At 64.1% G+C, this 17,629-nt stretch carries 13 protein-coding genes and 4 tRNA genes; 1 reads left to right on the top strand and 16 read right to left on the bottom strand.

Annotation, left to right across the window (positions count from 1 at the left end):
• Positions 1-2: 2 nt before the first annotated feature.
• From rpoB to AC13GF_RS03535, 14 genes are all read right to left on the bottom strand, one after another.
• Entirely contained in the window at positions 3-4,157 is a 4,155-nt protein-coding gene (gene rpoB / locus AC13GF_RS03470; RefSeq protein ID WP_049401089.1) for a DNA-directed RNA polymerase subunit beta, read from the bottom strand.
• A gap of 326 nt (positions 4,158-4,483) precedes the next feature.
• Complete coding sequence (gene rplL, locus AC13GF_RS03475) at positions 4,484-4,852, bottom strand: 50S ribosomal protein L7/L12 (RefSeq protein ID WP_004145253.1); 369 nt, start codon at positions 4,850-4,852, stop codon at positions 4,484-4,486.
• Positions 4,853-4,915: 63 nt separating this feature from the next.
• The gene (rplJ, locus tag AC13GF_RS03480; RefSeq protein ID WP_005408203.1) at positions 4,916-5,452 is read right to left on the bottom strand and encodes a 50S ribosomal protein L10; all 537 of its coding nucleotides are present in this window, start codon (positions 5,450-5,452) and stop codon (positions 4,916-4,918) included.
• Between the two features lie 387 nt (positions 5,453-5,839).
• Positions 5,840-6,538, bottom strand: a complete 699-nt coding sequence (rplA, locus tag AC13GF_RS03485) for a 50S ribosomal protein L1 (protein ID WP_004154350.1) — start codon at positions 6,536-6,538, stop codon at positions 5,840-5,842.
• Between the two features lie 4 nt (positions 6,539-6,542).
• On the bottom strand, positions 6,543-6,971 hold the full coding sequence (gene rplK / locus AC13GF_RS03490; RefSeq protein WP_004145248.1) for a 50S ribosomal protein L11: 429 nt from the start codon (positions 6,969-6,971) through the stop codon (positions 6,543-6,545).
• Between the two features lie 286 nt (positions 6,972-7,257).
• Positions 7,258-7,818, bottom strand: coding sequence for a transcription termination/antitermination protein NusG (nusG, locus tag AC13GF_RS03495; RefSeq protein ID WP_004154362.1), 561 nt, complete (start codon positions 7,816-7,818; stop codon positions 7,258-7,260).
• 10 nt (positions 7,819-7,828) lie between these two features.
• Complete coding sequence (secE, locus tag AC13GF_RS03500) at positions 7,829-8,242, bottom strand: preprotein translocase subunit SecE (RefSeq protein WP_005408202.1); 414 nt, start codon at positions 8,240-8,242, stop codon at positions 7,829-7,831.
• A gap of 49 nt (positions 8,243-8,291) precedes the next feature.
• Positions 8,292-8,367: transfer RNA gene (locus AC13GF_RS03505), tRNA-Trp, on the bottom strand.
• Between the two features lie 103 nt (positions 8,368-8,470).
• Positions 8,471-9,661, bottom strand: coding sequence for an elongation factor Tu (gene tuf, locus AC13GF_RS03510; RefSeq protein WP_004154360.1), 1,191 nt, complete (start codon positions 9,659-9,661; stop codon positions 8,471-8,473).
• Positions 9,662-9,702: 41 nt separating this feature from the next.
• Positions 9,703-9,778 (bottom strand) — tRNA-Thr (locus tag AC13GF_RS03515).
• Between the two features lie 49 nt (positions 9,779-9,827).
• Positions 9,828-9,901: transfer RNA gene (locus AC13GF_RS03520), tRNA-Gly, on the bottom strand.
• 24 nt (positions 9,902-9,925) lie between these two features.
• Positions 9,926-10,011 (bottom strand) — tRNA-Tyr (locus AC13GF_RS03525).
• 137 nt (positions 10,012-10,148) lie between these two features.
• Positions 10,149-11,165: an isoaspartyl peptidase/L-asparaginase family protein gene (locus AC13GF_RS03530; RefSeq protein ID WP_483003252.1), complete on the bottom strand. Its 1,017-nt coding sequence runs from the start codon at positions 11,163-11,165 to the stop codon at positions 10,149-10,151.
• A gap of 105 nt (positions 11,166-11,270) precedes the next feature.
• A complete protein-coding gene (locus AC13GF_RS03535; protein WP_483003254.1) occupies positions 11,271-12,290 on the bottom strand; it encodes a cyanophycinase in 1,020 nt (339 codons plus the stop codon).
• A gap of 170 nt (positions 12,291-12,460) precedes the next feature.
• On the opposite strand from AC13GF_RS03535, the gene AC13GF_RS03540 reads away from it, so the two are divergent.
• A complete protein-coding gene (locus tag AC13GF_RS03540; RefSeq protein ID WP_483003255.1) occupies positions 12,461-15,199 on the top strand; it encodes a TonB-dependent receptor plug domain-containing protein in 2,739 nt (912 codons plus the stop codon).
• A 603-nt stretch (positions 15,200-15,802) separates the two neighbouring features.
• Here the strand turns inward: AC13GF_RS03540 and ychF are convergent.
• Both ychF and pth read right to left on the bottom strand, forming a co-directional pair.
• A complete protein-coding gene (ychF, locus tag AC13GF_RS03545; protein WP_004144978.1) occupies positions 15,803-16,894 on the bottom strand; it encodes a redox-regulated ATPase YchF in 1,092 nt (363 codons plus the stop codon).
• Between the two features lie 141 nt (positions 16,895-17,035).
• A complete protein-coding gene (gene pth / locus AC13GF_RS03550; RefSeq protein WP_008268208.1) occupies positions 17,036-17,614 on the bottom strand; it encodes an aminoacyl-tRNA hydrolase in 579 nt (192 codons plus the stop codon).
• Positions 17,615-17,629: the final 15 nt, after the last annotated feature.

The following is a 17,629-nucleotide window of genomic DNA, read 5'->3' on the forward strand; positions in this document are numbered from 1 at the left end:
GATCAGTTGTCTTCCAGTTCCATGTTGATGGCCAGCGAGCGGATTTCCTTCACGAGCACGTTGAAGGATTCCGGCATGCCCGCGACCATCTCGTGCTCACCGTCGACGATGTTCTTGTACATCTGGTTGCGGCCCTGCACGTCATCGGACTTCACCGTCAGCATTTCCTGCAGGGTGTAGGCCGCGCCGTAGGCTTCCAGCGCCCAGACTTCCATTTCACCGAAGCGCTGGCCGCCGAACTGCGCCTTGCCGCCCAGCGGCTGCTGGGTGACGAGCGAGTACGGACCGGTCGAACGGGCGTGCATCTTGTCGTCGACCAGGTGGTTCAGCTTCAGGTAGTGCATGTAACCGACGGTGGTGTGGCGATCGAACGCTTCACCGGTGCGGCCGTCATACAGCTGGGTCTGGCCACTGCTCGGCAGGTCGGCCAGTTCCAGCATGCGCTTGATTTCCGCTTCGGTGGCGCCGTCGAACACCGGGGTGGCCATCGGCACGCCGTCGGTGAGGTTACGGGCCAGACGCAGCAGTTCCTCGTCGCTGAACTGCGACAGGTCGACACGGTTGGCCACGTTGGTGTCGTCGTGGTTGTAGATGTCGTCCAGGAACTTGCGCAGGTCGGCAACCGCCGCCTGGGCTTCCATCATCGCCTGGATCTTGCGGCCCAGGCCCTTGGCGGCCCAGCCCAGGTGCACTTCCAGGATCTGGCCGATGTTCATACGCGACGGCACGCCCAGCGGGTTCAGCACAATGTCCACGGTTTCGCCCGAGGCCATGTACGGCATGTCCTCGACCGGCACCACGTTGGAGACCACACCCTTGTTGCCGTGGCGGCCTGCCATCTTGTCGCCCGGCTGGATGCGGCGCTTCACGGCCAGGAACACCTTGACCATCTTCAGCACGCCCGGGGCGAGGTCGTCACCGGCGGTGATCTTGCCGCGCTTGTCGGCGAAGCGACGCTCGAATTCCTTCTCGTGCGCCTGGATCTGCTTCTGCGCGCGCTCGATGGCTTCCGAAGCGTCTTCGTCCTTCATGCGCAGGGCGAACCAGTCAGCCTTCTTCAGGCCGTCCAGGAAGGCGTCGCTGATCACGTCACCCTTCTTCAGGCCAGCGCCACCGTTGACCACCTTGCCCACGATCTGCGAACGCAGACGCATGTAGATGGCGGCTTCCAGGATGCGGAACTGGTCGTCGAAGTCCTTCTTGACGCGCTTGATTTCAGACTCTTCGATCTGACGGGCGCGCTTGTCCTTCTCGATGCCGTCGCGGGTGAAGACCTGCACGTCGATGACGGTGCCGTCCATGCCCGGCGGAACACGCAGCGAGCTGTCCTTAACGTCCGAAGCCTTCTCGCCGAAGATCGCGCGCAGCAGCTTCTCTTCCGGGGTCAGCTGGCTTTCGCCCTTCGGGGTGACCTTGCCGACCATGATGTCGCCGGCGCGGACTTCGGCACCGATGTACACCACGCCGCTCTCGTCCAGGCGGTTCAGCGCCTGCTCGGAGACGTTCGGGATGTCGGCGGAGATTTCCTCCGGCCCCAGCTTGGTGTCACGCGCGACGCAGGTCAGTTCTTCGATGTGGATCGTGGTGTAACGATCCTCTTCCACCACGCGCTCGGAGAGCAGGATGGAGTCTTCGAAGTTGTAGCCGTTCCACGGCATGAACGCGATCAGCATGTTCTGGCCCAGGGCCAGTTCGCCGATGTCGGTGGACGGACCGTCGGCCAGCACGTCGCCGCGGGCGATGACGTCACCCACCTGGACCAGCGGACGCTGGTTGATGCAGGTGTTCTGGTTCGAACGGGTGTACTTGACCAGGTTGTAGATGTCCACGCCTGCGTCGGTGGCGCCAACGATCTCTTCCTCGTTGACCTTGACCACGATGCGGGCGGCGTCGATCTGCACGATCTCGCCACCACGACGGGCGTTCACGGTCACACCGGAGTCACGCGCCACGGCGCGCTCGATACCGGTACCCACCAGCGGCTTCTGCGCACGCAGGGTCGGCACGGCCTGACGCTGCATGTTGGCGCCCATCAGTGCGCGGTTCGCGTCATCGTGCTCCAGGAACGGAACCAGCGCGGCCGCGATCGACACGGTCTGCATCGGCGAGACGTCCATGAAGTGGACTTCCGCCGGCGGCTTCAGCAGCGATTCGCCCTGGAAGCGGCACGGAACGAACTGCTCGGTCAGCACGCTGTCGGCATTGGTCAGGGCGTTGGCCTGCGCAATGACGTACTCGTTTTCTTCGATCGCCGACAGGAACTCGACTTCGTCATAGACCTTGCCGTCCACGACCTTGCGGTACGGGGTCTCGAGGAAACCGTACTGGTTGGTGCGGGCGTACACGGCCAGCGAGTTGATCAGGCCGATGTTCGGGCCTTCCGGGGTTTCGATGGTGCAGACGCGGCCGTAATGGGTCGGGTGCACGTCGCGCACTTCGAAGCCGGCGCGTTCACGGGTCAGGCCGCCCGGGCCCAGGGCCGAGACGCGACGCTTGTGGGTCACTTCCGACAGCGGGTTGTTCTGGTCCATGAACTGCGACAGCTGCGAGGAGCCGAAGAACTCCTTGATGGCAGCGGCGACCGGCTTGGCGTTGATCAGCTCCTGCGGGGTCAGGCCTTCCGACTCGGCCATCGACAGGCGCTCCTTGACCGCGCGCTCGACGCGGACCAGGCCCACGCGGAACACGTTCTCGGCCATTTCACCGACCGAACGCACGCGACGGTTGCCCAGGTGGTCGATATCGTCGACCACGCCGCGACCGTTGCGGATCTCGGTCAGGACCTTGATCACGTCCAGGATGTCGGAGCTGTCGCCGTGGGCGGCAACCAGGCGCTTGGACTCTTCGTCGTTGCGCTCACCGTAGTACTTGCGGTCGTACAGCACGGCTTCGCCGGTGGTTTCCTTGCGGCCCACGCGACGGTTGAACTTCATGCGGCCGACCGCGGACAGGTCGTAGCGCTCGAAGGTGAAGAACAGGTTGTGGAACAGGTTCTGCGCGGCATCCTTGGTCGGCGGCTCGCCCGGACGCATCATGCGGTAGATCTCGACCAGGGCTTCCAGCTGGGTCTTGGTCGGGTCGATGCGCAGGGTGTTGGACAGGTACGGGCCACGATCCAGATCGTTCACCCACAGGGTGCCCACGGCATCCACACCGGCCTTGCGGAAGGCCTGCAGCTGCTCGTCGGTGATCTCGTCATTGGCCTGGGCCAGCAGTTCGCCGGTCGAGGCGTCGACCACGTCGTGCGACAGGATGCGGCCGACGATGTAGTCGTCCGGCACGGCCAGGGCGGCGATGCCCGAGGCTTCCAGCTGCTTGATGTGGCGCGCGGTGATGCGCTTGCCGGCTTCCACGATGACCTTGTCGCCGTCGGCGAGGTCGAAGCCCAGGGTTTCGCCGCGCAGGCGCTCCGGCACCAGCTCCAGCTGGACGCCTTCATCCGGGTTGATGTGGAAGGTGTTGATCTCGAAGAACTCGGCCAGCATCTCTTCGTTGCTGTAGCCGAGCGCGCGCAGCAGGATCGACACCGGCAGCTTGCGGCGACGGTCGATACGGGTGAACAGCGCGTCCTTCGGGTCGAACTCGAAGTCCAGCCAGGAGCCGCGGTAAGGAATGATGCGGGCGCTGTACAGCAGCTTGCCCGAGCTGTGGGTCTTGCCACGGTCGTGGTCGAAGAACACGCCCGGCGAACGGTGCAGCTGCGAGACGATGACGCGCTCGGTGCCGTTGACGATGAAGGTGCCGTTCTCGGTCATCAGCGGGATTTCGCCCAGATAGACCTCCTGCTCCTTCACGTACTTGATGGCCTTGGTCGACGACTCACGGTCGTAGATCACCAGGCGCACGGTCACGCGCAGCGGGGCGCCGTAGCTCATGCCACGCTGGCGGCACTCACGCTCGTCGAAGACCGGTTCGCCCAGCTTGTAGCCGACGTATTCCAGGGCAGCGTTGCCGCTGTAGCTGGCGATCGGGAAGACCGACTTCAGCGCAGCGTGCAGGCCGTGGTCCGTGCGCTTGGCCGGATCGACGTTTTCCTGCAGGAATTCACGATAGGAATCCACCTGGATGGCGAGCAGGAACGGCACTTCGAGAATCGAGCGCTGCTTGCCGAAATCCTTGCGGATACGCTTTTTTTCGGTGAACGAATAGGACGTCATGAGGTCTTCCACCTTGTTGTGCGGATCGTGCGCCCACGATCCGAAGGGAACTTGAAATTGTCAGTTGGAAGTCGCTGGTATTGCCGGCACCAGCACGCCTTCTCCCGCTACTTCCAACTGCCAACTCGTCTGCATCCACTCCCCCGCTGCCGCGCTCTGCGCTGGCCTGCCGGGGTCTGACCGCAGCCCGTGTTGGGCTTTTTGCCGCTCGTTACATCCACGCGTGGCGTGGATCTACAACCTTGCAACAACGACCAAAGGCCGGGGGCTTACGCCCCCAGCCTTGGCTGCATCGCCGTGAATCGGTGACGATGCAAGGTAACTGCTTACTTGACTTCGACAGTCGCGCCAGCAGCTTCCAGGTCCTTCTTCATCTTCTCGGCTTCGTCCTTCGAAGCGGCATCCTTCAGGACGCCACCGGCTTCGGCCAGGTCCTTCGCTTCCTTCAGGCCCAGGCCGGTGATGGCGCGGACGGCCTTGATGACTTCGACCTTCTTGTCGCCGGCCGACTTCAGGGTGACGGTGAACTCGGTCTGCTCTTCAACAGCAGCGGCCGGGCCAGCGGCAGCAGCCACGGCAACCGGAGCAGCGGCGGAGACGCCGAACTTCTCTTCGATGGCCTTGACCAGCTCCATCACTTCCATCAGGGACTTCTCGGCGATGGCGTCGACGATCTGTTCGTTGGTAAGGGACATGATTAATACCTTTGGATGATTTTCTGGGTTGAGGTTCCGTCAGGAACCACGGTAAGTCGAAACTCAGGCGGTCTCGGCGGCCGGCTCGGCAGCGTCGGCGGCGACGTCGCCACCACCCTGCTTCTCGCCAACGGCCTTGATGGCGCGGGCAAACATCGTGACCGGCTCGGTCAGGACGCGGGCCAGCATGGCCAGGGCCTGGTCGCGGGTCGGCAGCGAGGCCAGCACGTCGACGTGGCTTGCCGGGAACACTTCGCCACCGATGGCGACGACCTTAGCCTTCAGCTTGTCGTTGCCCTTGGCGGCTTCCTTGATCAGGCGACCGGCAGCGCCGGGCTCCTCGAGCGAGAACGCGTACAGCAGCGGACCAACCATCTGGTCCTGGGCGACTGCGAACTCGGTGCCTTCAACGGCGCGCGAAGCCAGGGTGTTCTTGACAACCTTCAAGAAAACACCGGTTTCACGAGCCTGCTTGCGCATCGCGGTCATCTGGGCGACCGTGGTGCCAGCGTATTCGGCTGCGATCAAGGAGTGGGCCTTGGCGGCGACGTCTGCCAGCTCGGCGACTACTTCTTGCTTCTGGGACAGATTGAGAGCCATTGCACTCCTCCTATTGAACTCCGCTTACGGCTCCTGCCGTGTGCGGTCCTGTGCGGCATCCGTCCTGGACGCCGGGAACATCGGGATGATGTTCCGGGGGGTGGGCCGTTCTAGACCTGGAGTGGGCCAACCTGGGAAACCCAGACGTGCGTGAACCAGAAAAACTCCAGAAGGGCACCATCTACGCAGGGTGATTCCGGGGAATCGATTAAGCGCTCATGACTGCTCCGGCGGCGACTCCTTGCCAGATCGAGCTTCCGTGCCCGTCGCCGGTATTGCCACGACCGCGCCTGCGGTCTTTGACGGCTACCGCGGGCGATGCACTGCCAGCGATGCCTTCAAATGTCACGGTCACGGCACCGAAGGTACCGTGACCGCTTGAAACAATTACTTCAGGGTCAGCGACGACTGGTCGACGGTGACGCCCGGGCCCATCGTCGAGCTGACCGAAACCTTCTGCAGGTAGGTGCCCTTCGAGGTGGCCGGCTTGGCCTTGATCAGGTCCAGCAGCAGCGCGGTCAGGTTCGACTTCAGCGCGTCTTCGGCGAAGTCGGCCTTGCCGATGGTGCAGTGGATGATGCCGGCCTTGTCGGTGCGGTAACGGACCTGACCCGACTTGGCGTTCTTCACGGCTTCACCCGGGTTCGGGGAAACGGTGCCGACCTTCGGGTTCGGCATCAGGCCGCGCGGGCCCAGCACGGTGCCCAGCTTACCGACGACGCGCATGGCGTCCGGGGTCGCGATGACGACATCGTAGTTCAGATCGCCGGCCTGCATCTTCTCGGCCAGATCATCCATACCGACGGCTTCGGCGCCAGCGGCCAGGGCTTCGTCAGCCTTGGCACCGGCCGGAGCGAACACGGCGACGCGGACCGACTTGCCGGTACCAGCCGGCAGCACGGTGGAGCCACGGACCTGCTGGTCGGACTTCTTCGCATCGACGCCCAGGCGCACAGCGACGTCGATCGACTCGACGAACTTGGCCTTGGTGGCGCTCTTCAGGATGTTGATCGCGTCCTCGAAGGCGTATGCCTTGCCCGGAACGACGGCGGCCTTGATGGCCTTCTCACGCTTGGTCTGTGCCATCTTATTAACCCTCCACCACGAGGCCCATGGAACGGGCAGAGCCAGCGATGGTACGCACGGCGGCGTCCAGATCGGCGGCAGTCAGATCCGGTTCCTTCGCCTTGGCGATCTCTTCCAGCTGCTTACGGGTGACCTTGCCGACCTTCTCGGTGTTCGGGCGCTTGGAGCCCGACGAGATGCCAGCGGCCTTCTTCAGCAGGGTGGTGGCCGGGGTGCTCTTGGTGATGAAGGTGAACGTACGGTCCGAGTAGGCCGTGATGATCACCGGAACCGGCAGACCCGGCTCGAGCTTCTGCGTGGCAGCGTTGAACGCCTTGCAGAATTCCATGATGTTCAGACCACGCTGACCCAGCGCGGGACCGACCGGCGGCGAGGGGTTGGCCTGACCGGCCTTCACCTGCAGCTTGATGTAACCGACAACTTTCTTTGCCATGAGTATGCTCTCCGGGTGCTAGCGCCTTGCGACAACAGGCTCCCCATCGGACCGGGAATCACGCGTCCCGGCATCGCGTTTTGAAATCATGCTGAAGGCCACCTTGCGGCGGCCTCGTCCTGCTGGCTTCCCAGCGGGTAGCCGCGCACTATATCAGGTTTTTTCTTCACATGCCTGAAGCGGCACATAAACGGACGAAACCGGGCGAGGCCCGGTTCCTGGTTCCGTAGAGTCGAGCTTGCTCGACTGGTCAGCAAAGTCGAGCAAGCTCGACTCTACCGACAGGTCAGACGGCCTTTTCGACCTGGCCGAACTCGAGCTCGACCGGAGTGGCACGGCCGAAGATCAGCACCGAGACGCGCAGGCGGCTCTTCTCGTAGTTGACTTCTTCGACGACGCCATTGAAATCGTTGAACGGGCCGTCGGTGACGCGGACCATCTGGCCCGGCTCGAACAGCACCTTCGGACGCGGCTTCTCGACACCTTCCTGAACACGGTTCAGGATGGCTTCGGCCTCGGAATCGGCGATCGGCAGCGGACGGTCGGCGGTGCCGCCGATGAAGCCCATGACGCGCGGGGTTTCCTTGACCAGGTGCCAGCTTTCGTTGTCGATGCGCGGAATACCGGCTTCTTCGTGGGTCTCGATCTGGACCAGCACGTAGCCCGGGAAGAACTTGCGCTCGGAGCGGCGCTTCTGGCCAGCGCGCATTTCGACCACTTCTTCGGTCGGGACCAGGACATCGCCGAAGCGCTCTTCCATGCCGTCACGGACGATGCGATCGCGCAGAGCCTGCGCCACCGACTTCTCGAAGCCCGAATAGGCGTGAACGACGTACCAACGCTTCATGCAATTCTCCTTAGCGGCTCAGGAACAACTGAACCAGCCACTGAATGACGTAATCGAACCCACCCAGCAACAGACTGAGAATGGTCACCACCACCATCACGACCCAGGTCATGCGGATGGCTTCCTGGCGCGTCGGCCAGACCACCTTGCGCAGTTCGAAGCGCGACTCGGAGAGGAATTCGCGGGTGTCGCGCCCCTTGCCGGTCAGCATGAACACGCCGATGCCGCCAACCAGACCGACCACAACCGCCAACGCACGCAGCTGACCCGCCCACGCACCCAGCTGGGTGGCGCGACCGGAGTCGGCGGAGAACCAGAACCAGACGAACAGACCAGCCAGCACCAGCAGCGATGCGGCGACGTACTTGACGATATCCCCGCCGTTGGCGGAGTTGTCCTTGGAGTGTTCGATCTTGCTATTCATCCGGCTGTGTCTGCTTTAGCGGCCCAGGCCGCTGGATAAGGTGGGCAGATGGCACGCCAGGAGGGACTCGAACCCCCAACCTGCGGTTTTGGAGACCGCTGCTCTGCCAATTGAGCTACTGGCGTACGTATTGAAACTTGCCTTCCCTTAGACGGCGAAGGCGGACCGAGGTTCCCGGCCCGCCATTCGCGTAACCGGCGGCGCTATGCAACCACCGGTACTGCAGGCTTACTCGATGATCTTCGAGACCACGCCGGCGCCGACGGTACGGCCGCCTTCGCGGATGGCGAAGCGCAGGCCTTCGTCCATTGCCACCGGGTTGATCAGGGTGACGACCATCTTGACGTTGTCACCCGGCATCACCATTTCGACGCCTTCCGGCAGAGCAGCTGCGCCGGTGATGTCGGTGGTACGGAAGTAGAACTGCGGACGGTAGCCGTTGAAGAACGGGGTGTGACGGCCGCCTTCGTCCTTCGACAGGACGTAGACTTCGCCTTCGAACTTGGTGTGCGGCTTGATCGAACCCGGCTTGGCCAGGACCTGGCCACGCTCGACGTCGTCACGCTTGGTGCCGCGCAGCAGCAGGCCAGCGTTGTCGCCTGCCTGACCCTGGTCCAGCAGCTTGCGGAACATTTCAACGCCGGTCACGGTGGTCTTCTGCACCGGACGGATGCCGACGATTTCGATTTCGTCGCCAACCTTGATCACGCCGCGCTCGATACGACCGGTCACCACGGTGCCGCGGCCCGAGATCGAGAACACGTCTTCCACCGGCATCAGGAACGGCTTGTCGATCGCGCGCTCCGGCTCCGGAATCCAGCTGTCCAGGGCATCGACCAGCTTCAGGATGGCCGGCACGCCGATGTCGCTCTGGTCGCCTTCCAGCGCCAGACGGGCCGAACCGGCGATGATCGGGGTGTCGTCGCCCGGGAAGTCGTACTTGCTCAGCAGCTCACGCACTTCCATTTCGACCAGCTCGAGCAGCTCGGCGTCGTCAACCATGTCGGCCTTGTTCAGGAACACGACGATGTACGGCACGCCGACCTGACGCGACAGCAGGATGTGCTCGCGGGTCTGCGGCATCGGGCCGTCAGCGGCCGAGCACACCAGGATCGCGCCGTCCATCTGGGCAGCACCGGTGATCATGTTCTTGACGTAGTCAGCGTGGCCCGGGCAATCGACGTGGGCGTAGTGACGGACCGGGGATTCGTATTCGACGTGCGCGGTCGAGATCGTGATACCACGAGCCTTTTCTTCCGGCGCGGCGTCGATCGAGGAGTAGTCCTTGAACTCGCCACCGAAGCGCTCGGCACCGATCTTGGTCAGTGCGGCGGTCAGCGTGGTCTTGCCGTGGTCGACGTGACCGATGGTGCCGACGTTGACGTGCGGCTTGGTGCGCTCGAACTTACCCTTGGCCATGGCTGCTTATCTCGAATTCGTCTGAGAGGTGATGCTTAAGATGGTGCTCACGAAAGGAATCGAACCTTCGACCTCTTCCTTACCAAGGAAGTGCTCTACCGACTGAGCTACGTGAGCCGAGTTTTGCATTATGACATGAACTCGATAATATTCAAAGTTCATTCAATGGAGCGGGAGACGGGAATCGAACCCGCACCATCAGCTTGGAAGGCTGAGGTTCTACCATTGAACTACTCCCGCGCCGGGAATGTCACAACGTGAAACTGGTGGAGGGAGGTGGATTCGAACCACCGAAGGCGTAAGCCAGCAGATTTACAGTCTGCCCCCGTTGGCCGCTTGGGTATCCCTCCTTACCACCCCATTCCGTTGCCGCCGAAGCGTTGCGGTGTGTGGTGGTGAGCCGCTTATTCTGCTGATGGGACGGGGGGCTGTCAACGCTTTTTTCCACTTTTTTCACACGTTGTCGCAAACCCATTGATACGCAAGGTTATTGCCCCGGGACCGGCAGGGTCTCGTTGGCGAAAATTGCGACATGGGGGACGCCGTCGCCGCCGATCCAGCCTCGATACATGCCCTGGGTGTTGAACGGCGTCGCCATTTTTCCGTCTGCGCCGAGCACGATCGCACCGCCGTCGCCGCCCATCTGCGGAATCGACTCGTTGATCACACCCTTGCCGGCCTGCTCCGGCGTCTGCCCCTGGTAGCGCATGCGTGCACAGATCTCGTGCGCGGCAGCGGTGCGGATGTAGTACTCGCCCCACCCGGTGCCGGACACCGCGCAGCGTGCGTCGGCCCAGGTGCCGGCACCGATGACCGGCGAGTCACCCACCCGGCCGTAGCGCTTGTTGGTCATGCCGCCAGTGGAGGTACCGGCGGCCAGGTGTCCCTGTGCATCCAATGCGACTGCACCGACGGTCCCGAAATGCTTTGCGGTCTCCAGATCGGCATGCGCCTGGCCGCTGGCCTCTTCCTTCAGTGCACGCTGCAACTGCTGCCAGCGCTTCTCTGTACGGAAGTAGGAGGGATCGACCAGAGAAATGCCCTGCTCGGCCGCGAAGGCTTCGGCGCCCTGCCCGACCATCATCACGTGCCGGGACTTCTGCATCACGGTCTGCGCCAGCAGGATCGGGTTGCGCACCCGCTGCACGCCCGCCACCGCGCCCGCCGCCTGGCTCGCGCCATCCATGACCGCCGCATCCAGCTCGTTGTGGCCGTCGTGGGTGAACACTGCGCCCTTGCCGGCGTTGAAGGTGGGATCGTCCTCCAGCACGGTGATCGCGGCGGTGACTGCGGCCAGCGCGGGACGCCCCGCTGCCAGCTCCGCATGCCCCTTCAGCAGGGCCGCCCGCAGCGCGTCACGTGCGGCCTTTTCCTCGGCCGGCGACAGGTCCTTGCGCTCGACGCCGGCGCCGCCGTGGATGACCAGCAGCGGTGAGGTGGCCGGCACGGCCTGGGCAAGCATGGGCAGGGACAACAGTGCGGACAGCGCCAGGCGCAGTTTCATCGGGTACGTCTCCAACAGAACGAGGGAATGGATTGCAGGGTAGTGCCGGCCGCTGGCCGGCAGGGGGCGTATCAGGAAAGGTGAGTTGCCGGCCATCGGCCGGCACTACCGAAGCGTGAACTCCATCTCGCCGTCGCTGACGTCGGCCATGGCCTGGTAGTCGGCCTCGGCCTGGAAGTCATCCAGGCGCATGCGGCTGCCACTGGCGACCACCGTTACCGGCACCGCGTGGAAGCGCAGCGGCTCGCCCTCGACCAGGCGGTCGGCATCGCGGCCGGGGCTGACCACCCAGACCTTGCCCTCGCCGTCAGCACTGTAGACCTGTGCCTGGCCATCGGGCTCCACGCACAGGGCGGTGTCCTCGTCGACGCCGATGCCGACGATGTCAGGGTTGCCACTGTCCTGGGCGGCGCGCGCCACGAATACGATCAGGCGGCCGAGCCGATCGCGCTTGTCGAAGTGGGTGTCGGTGACCACGCGCTGCAGGTAGGGCATCTGCAGAAAGCCACTGTCCATGGTCACCGCGCTGCCCATCGGGTCGGCCAGCGCACCAGCGGAGGTGATGCTGCCGCCGTCCATCGCGCCGTAGGCATAGCCACCGAGGATGGCGAGCCCAGCGCTGGTACCGGCAATCGGCTTGCCGGCGCGCACATGGGCGTTGAGCGCGCGGTTGAGCGCAGTGCCCTTCCAGAAGCGGATGTAGCGCGACTGGTCACCACCGGCGATGAAGATGGCATCGGCTGCGGCAACCACGCGCAGCACGGCCGGATCATCGGCACCACGGCGACTGTCGAACACCAGCGTCTGCACTGCGGTGGTCCCGCCAATCTCGCGATACAGGCGGTCCTGCAGCTCGTCACTGCCAGATGCACGCAGGATCAGCACGCGGCCATTGCCAGCCTGCTTCAGCCACCAGTGGAAGGCCTCCGGCACCCATTCGCCACCGCCCATCAGCATCATGGCCGGCGCGCGTGGGCCCGGCCGGGGTGCGTCGAGATCCCCGGCTTCGTAGTAGGCGAAGCCCGGGCCCTGCAGGTCCTGCGCAAGGACGGCCAACGGCACGGCCAACACCAGCAGCGCCAGCCAGGCGAAGGGGGCACGCAGGGTCCGGTGGAGGCGTCGCATCTTGATCTCCCTGAACAAAATCGACTTGCAAGCGTTTTCACTCTTTGCCAGATAGGGACCCAGTAGTCAAGGGCATAAAAAAGGCGTTAAATGCGCGCGCCCATTCCGGAAATCTGAATGGGGGACAGGGCCCCTCCTCTGCGGGCCGGCTTCATTTCCGAGAATTCCTCATGCGTAGAAAGGCGATGGCGTGGTCGATCCAGCTGGCGTTGATGGGCGTGGCTGCTTCCGCGGCGGCCCAGGCACCGGCTTCCTCTTCGGTTCAACAACTGGATGCGGTGCAGGTCACCGGTTCGCGCATTCCGCGCGCCCAGGTGGAAGGCCCCGCCCCGATCACGGTGATCAGCGCCGAGCAGATCCGTTCCAGCGGCTTCACCAGCGTGCCCGACGTGCTGCGGTCGATGACCCAGAACGGCGGTGAGACGCAGAGCCAGCAGTCCTCCAGCGGCGCCGACTTCTCGCCGGGCGCCCAGCAGGTGGACCTGCGCGGCCTCGGCCCGAACCACACGCTGGTGCTGGTCAATGGCCGCCGCATCGCCGACTTCCCGATGCCGTTCAAGGGCCGCAGCAACTTCACCGATGTCTCCAACATCCCGTTGGGGATGATCGAGCGCATCGAAGTGCTGACTGGCAGCGCCTCGGCCATCTACGGCTCGGACGCCATCGCCGGCGTGGTCAACTTCATCCTGAAGAAGAAGGCCGACGGCACCACGATCGACATGCGCATGGGCACCACCAGCGAAGGCGGTGGCGACTCGTTCGACATGAGCCTGGCCAGCGGTTTCAGTCGCGGCAATTTCAACGCGGTGTACAGCGTCGAGCTGCAGTCGCAGAGCCCGCTGTGGGCGTACGAGCGCGATATCCAGGATTCGACCCAGGACGGCCCCACCGAGGGCTCGCGCATCGCCCGCCGCGCTTACCTGCGTACGGACTACAACGACGACTACCTGGATCCGGGTGCGGCCACCTGCGAAGCGCTGGCCGGGCAGAACCAGGGCAGCACCTACCGCGCCTACCGCCCGCGCTACGGTTACTACTGCGGCAGCGACAGCTCGATCGGCTACGGCACCATCCTCAGCAAGCGCCGCGGCGCCAATGGCTACGCCTCGCTGAGCTACGACTTCGACAACGGCCAGCAGTGGTTCGCCGATGTGCAGCTGGGCTACCACACGATGTCGCTGATGCGCGACGTCACCAAGTGGGGCCGCATGGACGCCAATGGCGATGAGTCGGGCTATTTCAACAACCAGGCCACCGGCGAGATCGAGTTCTGGCAGCGCCAGTTCTCGCCCGAGGAGATGGGTGGTCTGCGCAATGCAATGGTGCGCAGCACGCAGAAGACCTTCAGCGTGACCACCGGCTTCAAGGGCAATCTGGCTGGCAACTGGGACTACGAAGCGGCCCTGAGCCATTCGCAGTACCAGTCGCGGATCAGCTGGGCACAGATCATCGCCGCCAAGGCCAATGACCTGTTCCTGGGCCCGCAGCTGGGCGTGGACGACGACGGTTTCCCGATCTACAACGCCGACCCGTCGCGCCTGTACCGGCCGCTGACCCGCGCCGAGTACGATTCGATCGCCGCACGCACCACCTACACCCCGAAGTCGCGCACCGAGACGGCTGCGTTCACGCTGACCAATTCCGCGCTGTTCGGCCTGCCAGGCGGTGATGCCGGTTTCGCCGCAACCGTGGAAGTAGGCCAGCAGGCGTACTCGCTGAATCCCGATCCGCTGGCGACCCAGTACTACTACTACAGCTGGAAGGATTCGGACGGCAAGGGTTCGCGCAACCGCTGGGCCACGGCGGCCGAGCTGCGCATGCCGCTGCACGAGACGGTCAACCTGAGCGTGGCAGGCCGCTACGACCAGTACCGCTATTCCGGCCACACCATCGGCAAGGCGACCTGGAGCGGCGGCCTGGAATGGCGCCCGATCGACACCCTGCTGGTACGCGGTTCGTATGGCACCGCGTTCCGCGCACCGGACCTGCACTACGTGTTCGCCGGCCCGGGCAACGACGAGACCAGCGCCGTGGACCTGTACAGCTGCCGCGCCGACGATGCCGCCGACTGTTCCGACTACGAGCACAACCTGATCCGCAGCCGCACCGGCAATCGCCAGCTCGACCCGGAAACCAGCACCTCGTGGAGTGCCGGCTTCGTCTGGTCGCCCGCGATCGGCCTGGACCTGTCGGTGGACTGGTTCGACATCGACATGCGCAAGCAGGTGCAGGACATGGACGTGCGCACCATCCTGGCCAGCGAAGCGAACTGCCGCCTGGGTACTGCCGACATCAATTCACCGACCTGCGTGGACGCGCTCGACCGCATCACCCGCACCAGTGATGGCCGCCTGTACGGCGTGCGTGTCGCCCCGATCAACGTCGCCCGCGAATCGACCTCCGGCATCGACGTCGGCCTGCGCTACCGCCTACAGACCGGCATCGGTGATTTCATCCTCAACGGCACCCACACCTGGGTGAAGAAGCACGATTTCCAGCGCTACCCCGGTGATCCGATCCAGGACCAGTTCGCGGTCAACAGCAACTTCGACATCCCGCGTACCAAGACCAGCCTGAGCGTGACCTGGGAGAAGGACGCGTGGTCGGCCACGGTCTATGGTTCGCGCCTGGGCAAGCTGCCGACCTCGGACAGCTACGACCAGGTATTCAAGTGGGACAGCGGTGACAGCCCGTACATCAAGGCGACCTACCGCTACAACGCGTCGCTGCAGTACCGCTTCGACGACCACTCGCGCCTGTCGCTGTCGGTGGTGAACGTCTTCAACAAGATGCCGCCGAAGGACGCCACCTACACCGCGTATCCGTACTACGACGTGTCCTGGTTCGACAGCGTCGGCCGCACGATCAACCTGCAGTACACCCACAAGTTCGGTGGCAGCGCGCTGTAAGGCACGCCGCATTGCAGAACGTGGACGACAAGGCCCGCCATTGGCGGGCCTTGCTGTTTGCGGCCTTGGTAGATGCCCACCTCGGTGGGCACTGTTCCGCCGCGCGCCCACCAGGGTGGGTGACTACCAGAGCGGGCCACCCGGGGTTTTCCACACCACGCGTGGAGAGTGATGGGAACTTGGTGTGGACAAGTAGGCGCGAGCATTGCACCGCAGGCGTTCCAGGGCGTGGTGAGTTTTTGTCCACGCCTGCAATTGTTTTCCACACCCCGCGTGGAAAGCGATGGGAACTTGGTGTGGACAAGTGGGCGCGAGCATTGCACCGCAGGCGTTTCAGGGCGTGGTGAAAATTTGTCCACGCTGCACGGGTAGCCCTGTAGAGCCGAGCCCGAGCCGGGGATCAGCCGAACATGGGCTCGGCTCCACAGGGCGCCACGCGGTTTTCCACATCCGGCGTGGAAAGCGATGGGAGTTTGCTGTGGACAAGTGCCGGCGAACATCACACCGCAAGCGTTTCGCAACGTGGTGTTTTTTTGTCCATCACCGGAAACGCAAACGCCCCGCACAAGGCGGGGCGTCCGGGGTCGATCCGATGCCGCTGGATCAGACGTTGAAGCGGAAGTGCAGGATGTCGCCTTCCTGCACGCGGTATTCCTTGCCTTCCAGGCGCAGGCGACCGGCTTCCTTGGCGCCGGCTTCGCCCTTGTACTTGATGAAGTCGTCATACGCGATGGTTTCGGCGCGGATGAAGCCCTTCTCGAAGTCGGTGTGGATGACTGCGGCAGCCTGCGGGGCGGTGGCACCCTTGCGCACGGTCCAGGCGCGGACTTCCTTCACGCCAGCGGTGAAGTAGGTCTGCAGGCCGAGCAGGCTGTAGGCCGCATTGATCACGCGGTTCAGGCCCGGCTCGCTCAGGCCCAGATCGGCCAGGAAGGTATCGCGGTCTTCGTCGTCGAGCTGGGACAGCTCTTCTTCGATCGCGGCCGACACCGGCACCACCTGCGCGCCTTCGGCGGCGGCGTGCGCGCGCACGGCATCCAGGTGCGGGTTGTTCTCGAAGCCGTCTTCCAGCACGTTGGCGATGTACATCACCGGCTTCAGGGTGAGCAGGAACAGGTCGCGCACCAGCGCCTTCTCTTCCTCGTCCAGGCCCACCGAACGGCCGGACTTGCCGTCGGACAGCGCCGCCTGCAGCTTGGCCAGCACCGGCTTGCGCGCCGCGGCGTCCTTGTCACCGCCCTTGGCCGCGCGTTCGGCACGGTTCAGCGCCTTCTCGACGCTGTCGAGGTCGGCCAGCGCCAGCTCGGTATCGATGGTTTCGATGTCCGAGATCGGGTCGACCTTGTTGTTGACGTGGATGACGTCGGCGTTCTCGAAGCAGCGCACCACGTGGGTGATCGCATCGACTTCGCGGATGTGCGCCAGGAACTTGTTGCCCAGGCCTTCACCGCTGGCGGCACCGGCCACCAGGCCGGCGATGTCGACGAACTCGACCGCAGTCGGGATGACCTTCTGCGGGTTGATGATCGCTGCCAGCTCGTTCAGGCGCGGATCCGGCACCGGCACGATGCCGACGTTCGGCTCGATGGTGCAGAACGGGAAGTTCGCCGCGGCGATACCCGCCTTGGTCAGCGCATTGAACAGGGTCGACTTGCCGACGTTGGGCAGGCCGACGATGCCGCATTTGATACCCATGGGTGACAGCTCTCTGGGGTGAAAGTGATTGGGGAAACAGCGACCTGGGCGCTGCTTTTCCAATCATTCTCCGTACCGACCAACGGTCGGTACCTACCGGCCTGGTTGGTTCCATACCGACCAACGGTCGGTACCTACCGGTTATTTCGGGGTATGCAGCCGCTTCATCGCTTCGCTAAAATCGCCCTGCACCGCCAGCGGCATCACGTCGATCGCATCGTCGATGGCGCGCGCGATCAGCACGTCGTCGTCCTTCGACGGGCGGCCGAGCACCCAACCCACCACGCGGTCCTTGTGGCCGGGGTGGCCGATGCCCACGCGCAGGCGGTGGAACTTGCCGTGGCCGAGCAGGCGGATGGTGTCGCGCAGGCCGTTCTGTCCGCCGTGGCCACCGTCGAACTTCAGCCGCGCCACGCCGGGCGCCAGGTCCAGTTCGTCGTGGGCCAGCAGGGTTTCTTCCGGCTCGATCTTCCAGAACCGCTGTGCGGCGGTGACCGACTTGCCGCTGAGGTTCATGAAGGTGGCGGGCTTGAGCAGCCACACTGTCTGCCCGGCGATCTCGACCTTGGCGGTCTCGCCGAACAGCTTGCTGTCCACATTCCATCGCGCACCGGCTTTTTCCGCCAGGGCCTCAACGAAATGAAACCCGGCATTGTGCCGGGTCCGGGCGTGTTCCGATCCGGGGTTGCCCAGACCGACGATCAGTCGCAATCCTGCCATGGTTCCTTCCAGCAC

It is taken from the genome of Stenotrophomonas sp. 22LJNL06-5-1, assembly GCF_056861455.1.

Excerpts from the sequence above, each read along its gene's own strand:
- rplK (WP_004145248.1), bottom strand. The coding sequence starts at position 6,971 with ATGGCAAAGAAAGTTGTCGGTTACATCAAGCTGCAGGTGAAGGCCGGT.
- AC13GF_RS03540 (WP_483003255.1), top strand. The coding sequence starts at position 12,461 with ATGCGTAGAAAGGCGATGGCGTGGTCGATCCAGCTGGCGTTGATGGGC.
- rplJ (WP_005408203.1), bottom strand. The coding sequence starts at position 5,452 with ATGGCTCTCAATCTGTCCCAGAAGCAAGAAGTAGTCGCCGAGCTGGCA.
- ychF (WP_004144978.1), bottom strand. The coding sequence starts at position 16,894 with ATGGGTATCAAATGCGGCATCGTCGGCCTGCCCAACGTCGGCAAGTCG.
- rpoB (WP_049401089.1), bottom strand. The coding sequence starts at position 4,157 with ATGACGTCCTATTCGTTCACCGAAAAAAAGCGTATCCGCAAGGATTTC.
- nusG (WP_004154362.1), bottom strand. The coding sequence starts at position 7,818 with ATGAAGCGTTGGTACGTCGTTCACGCCTATTCGGGCTTCGAGAAGTCG.
- AC13GF_RS03535 (WP_483003254.1), bottom strand. The coding sequence starts at position 12,290 with ATGCGACGCCTCCACCGGACCCTGCGTGCCCCCTTCGCCTGGCTGGCG.
- secE (WP_005408202.1), bottom strand. The coding sequence starts at position 8,242 with ATGAATAGCAAGATCGAACACTCCAAGGACAACTCCGCCAACGGCGGG.
- rplA (WP_004154350.1), bottom strand. The coding sequence starts at position 6,538 with ATGGCACAGACCAAGCGTGAGAAGGCCATCAAGGCCGCCGTCGTTCCG.
- tuf (WP_004154360.1), bottom strand. The coding sequence starts at position 9,661 with ATGGCCAAGGGTAAGTTCGAGCGCACCAAGCCGCACGTCAACGTCGGC.
- rplL (WP_004145253.1), bottom strand. The coding sequence starts at position 4,852 with ATGTCCCTTACCAACGAACAGATCGTCGACGCCATCGCCGAGAAGTCC.
- AC13GF_RS03530 (WP_483003252.1), bottom strand. The coding sequence starts at position 11,165 with ATGAAACTGCGCCTGGCGCTGTCCGCACTGTTGTCCCTGCCCATGCTT.
- pth (WP_008268208.1), bottom strand. The coding sequence starts at position 17,614 with ATGGCAGGATTGCGACTGATCGTCGGTCTGGGCAACCCCGGATCGGAA.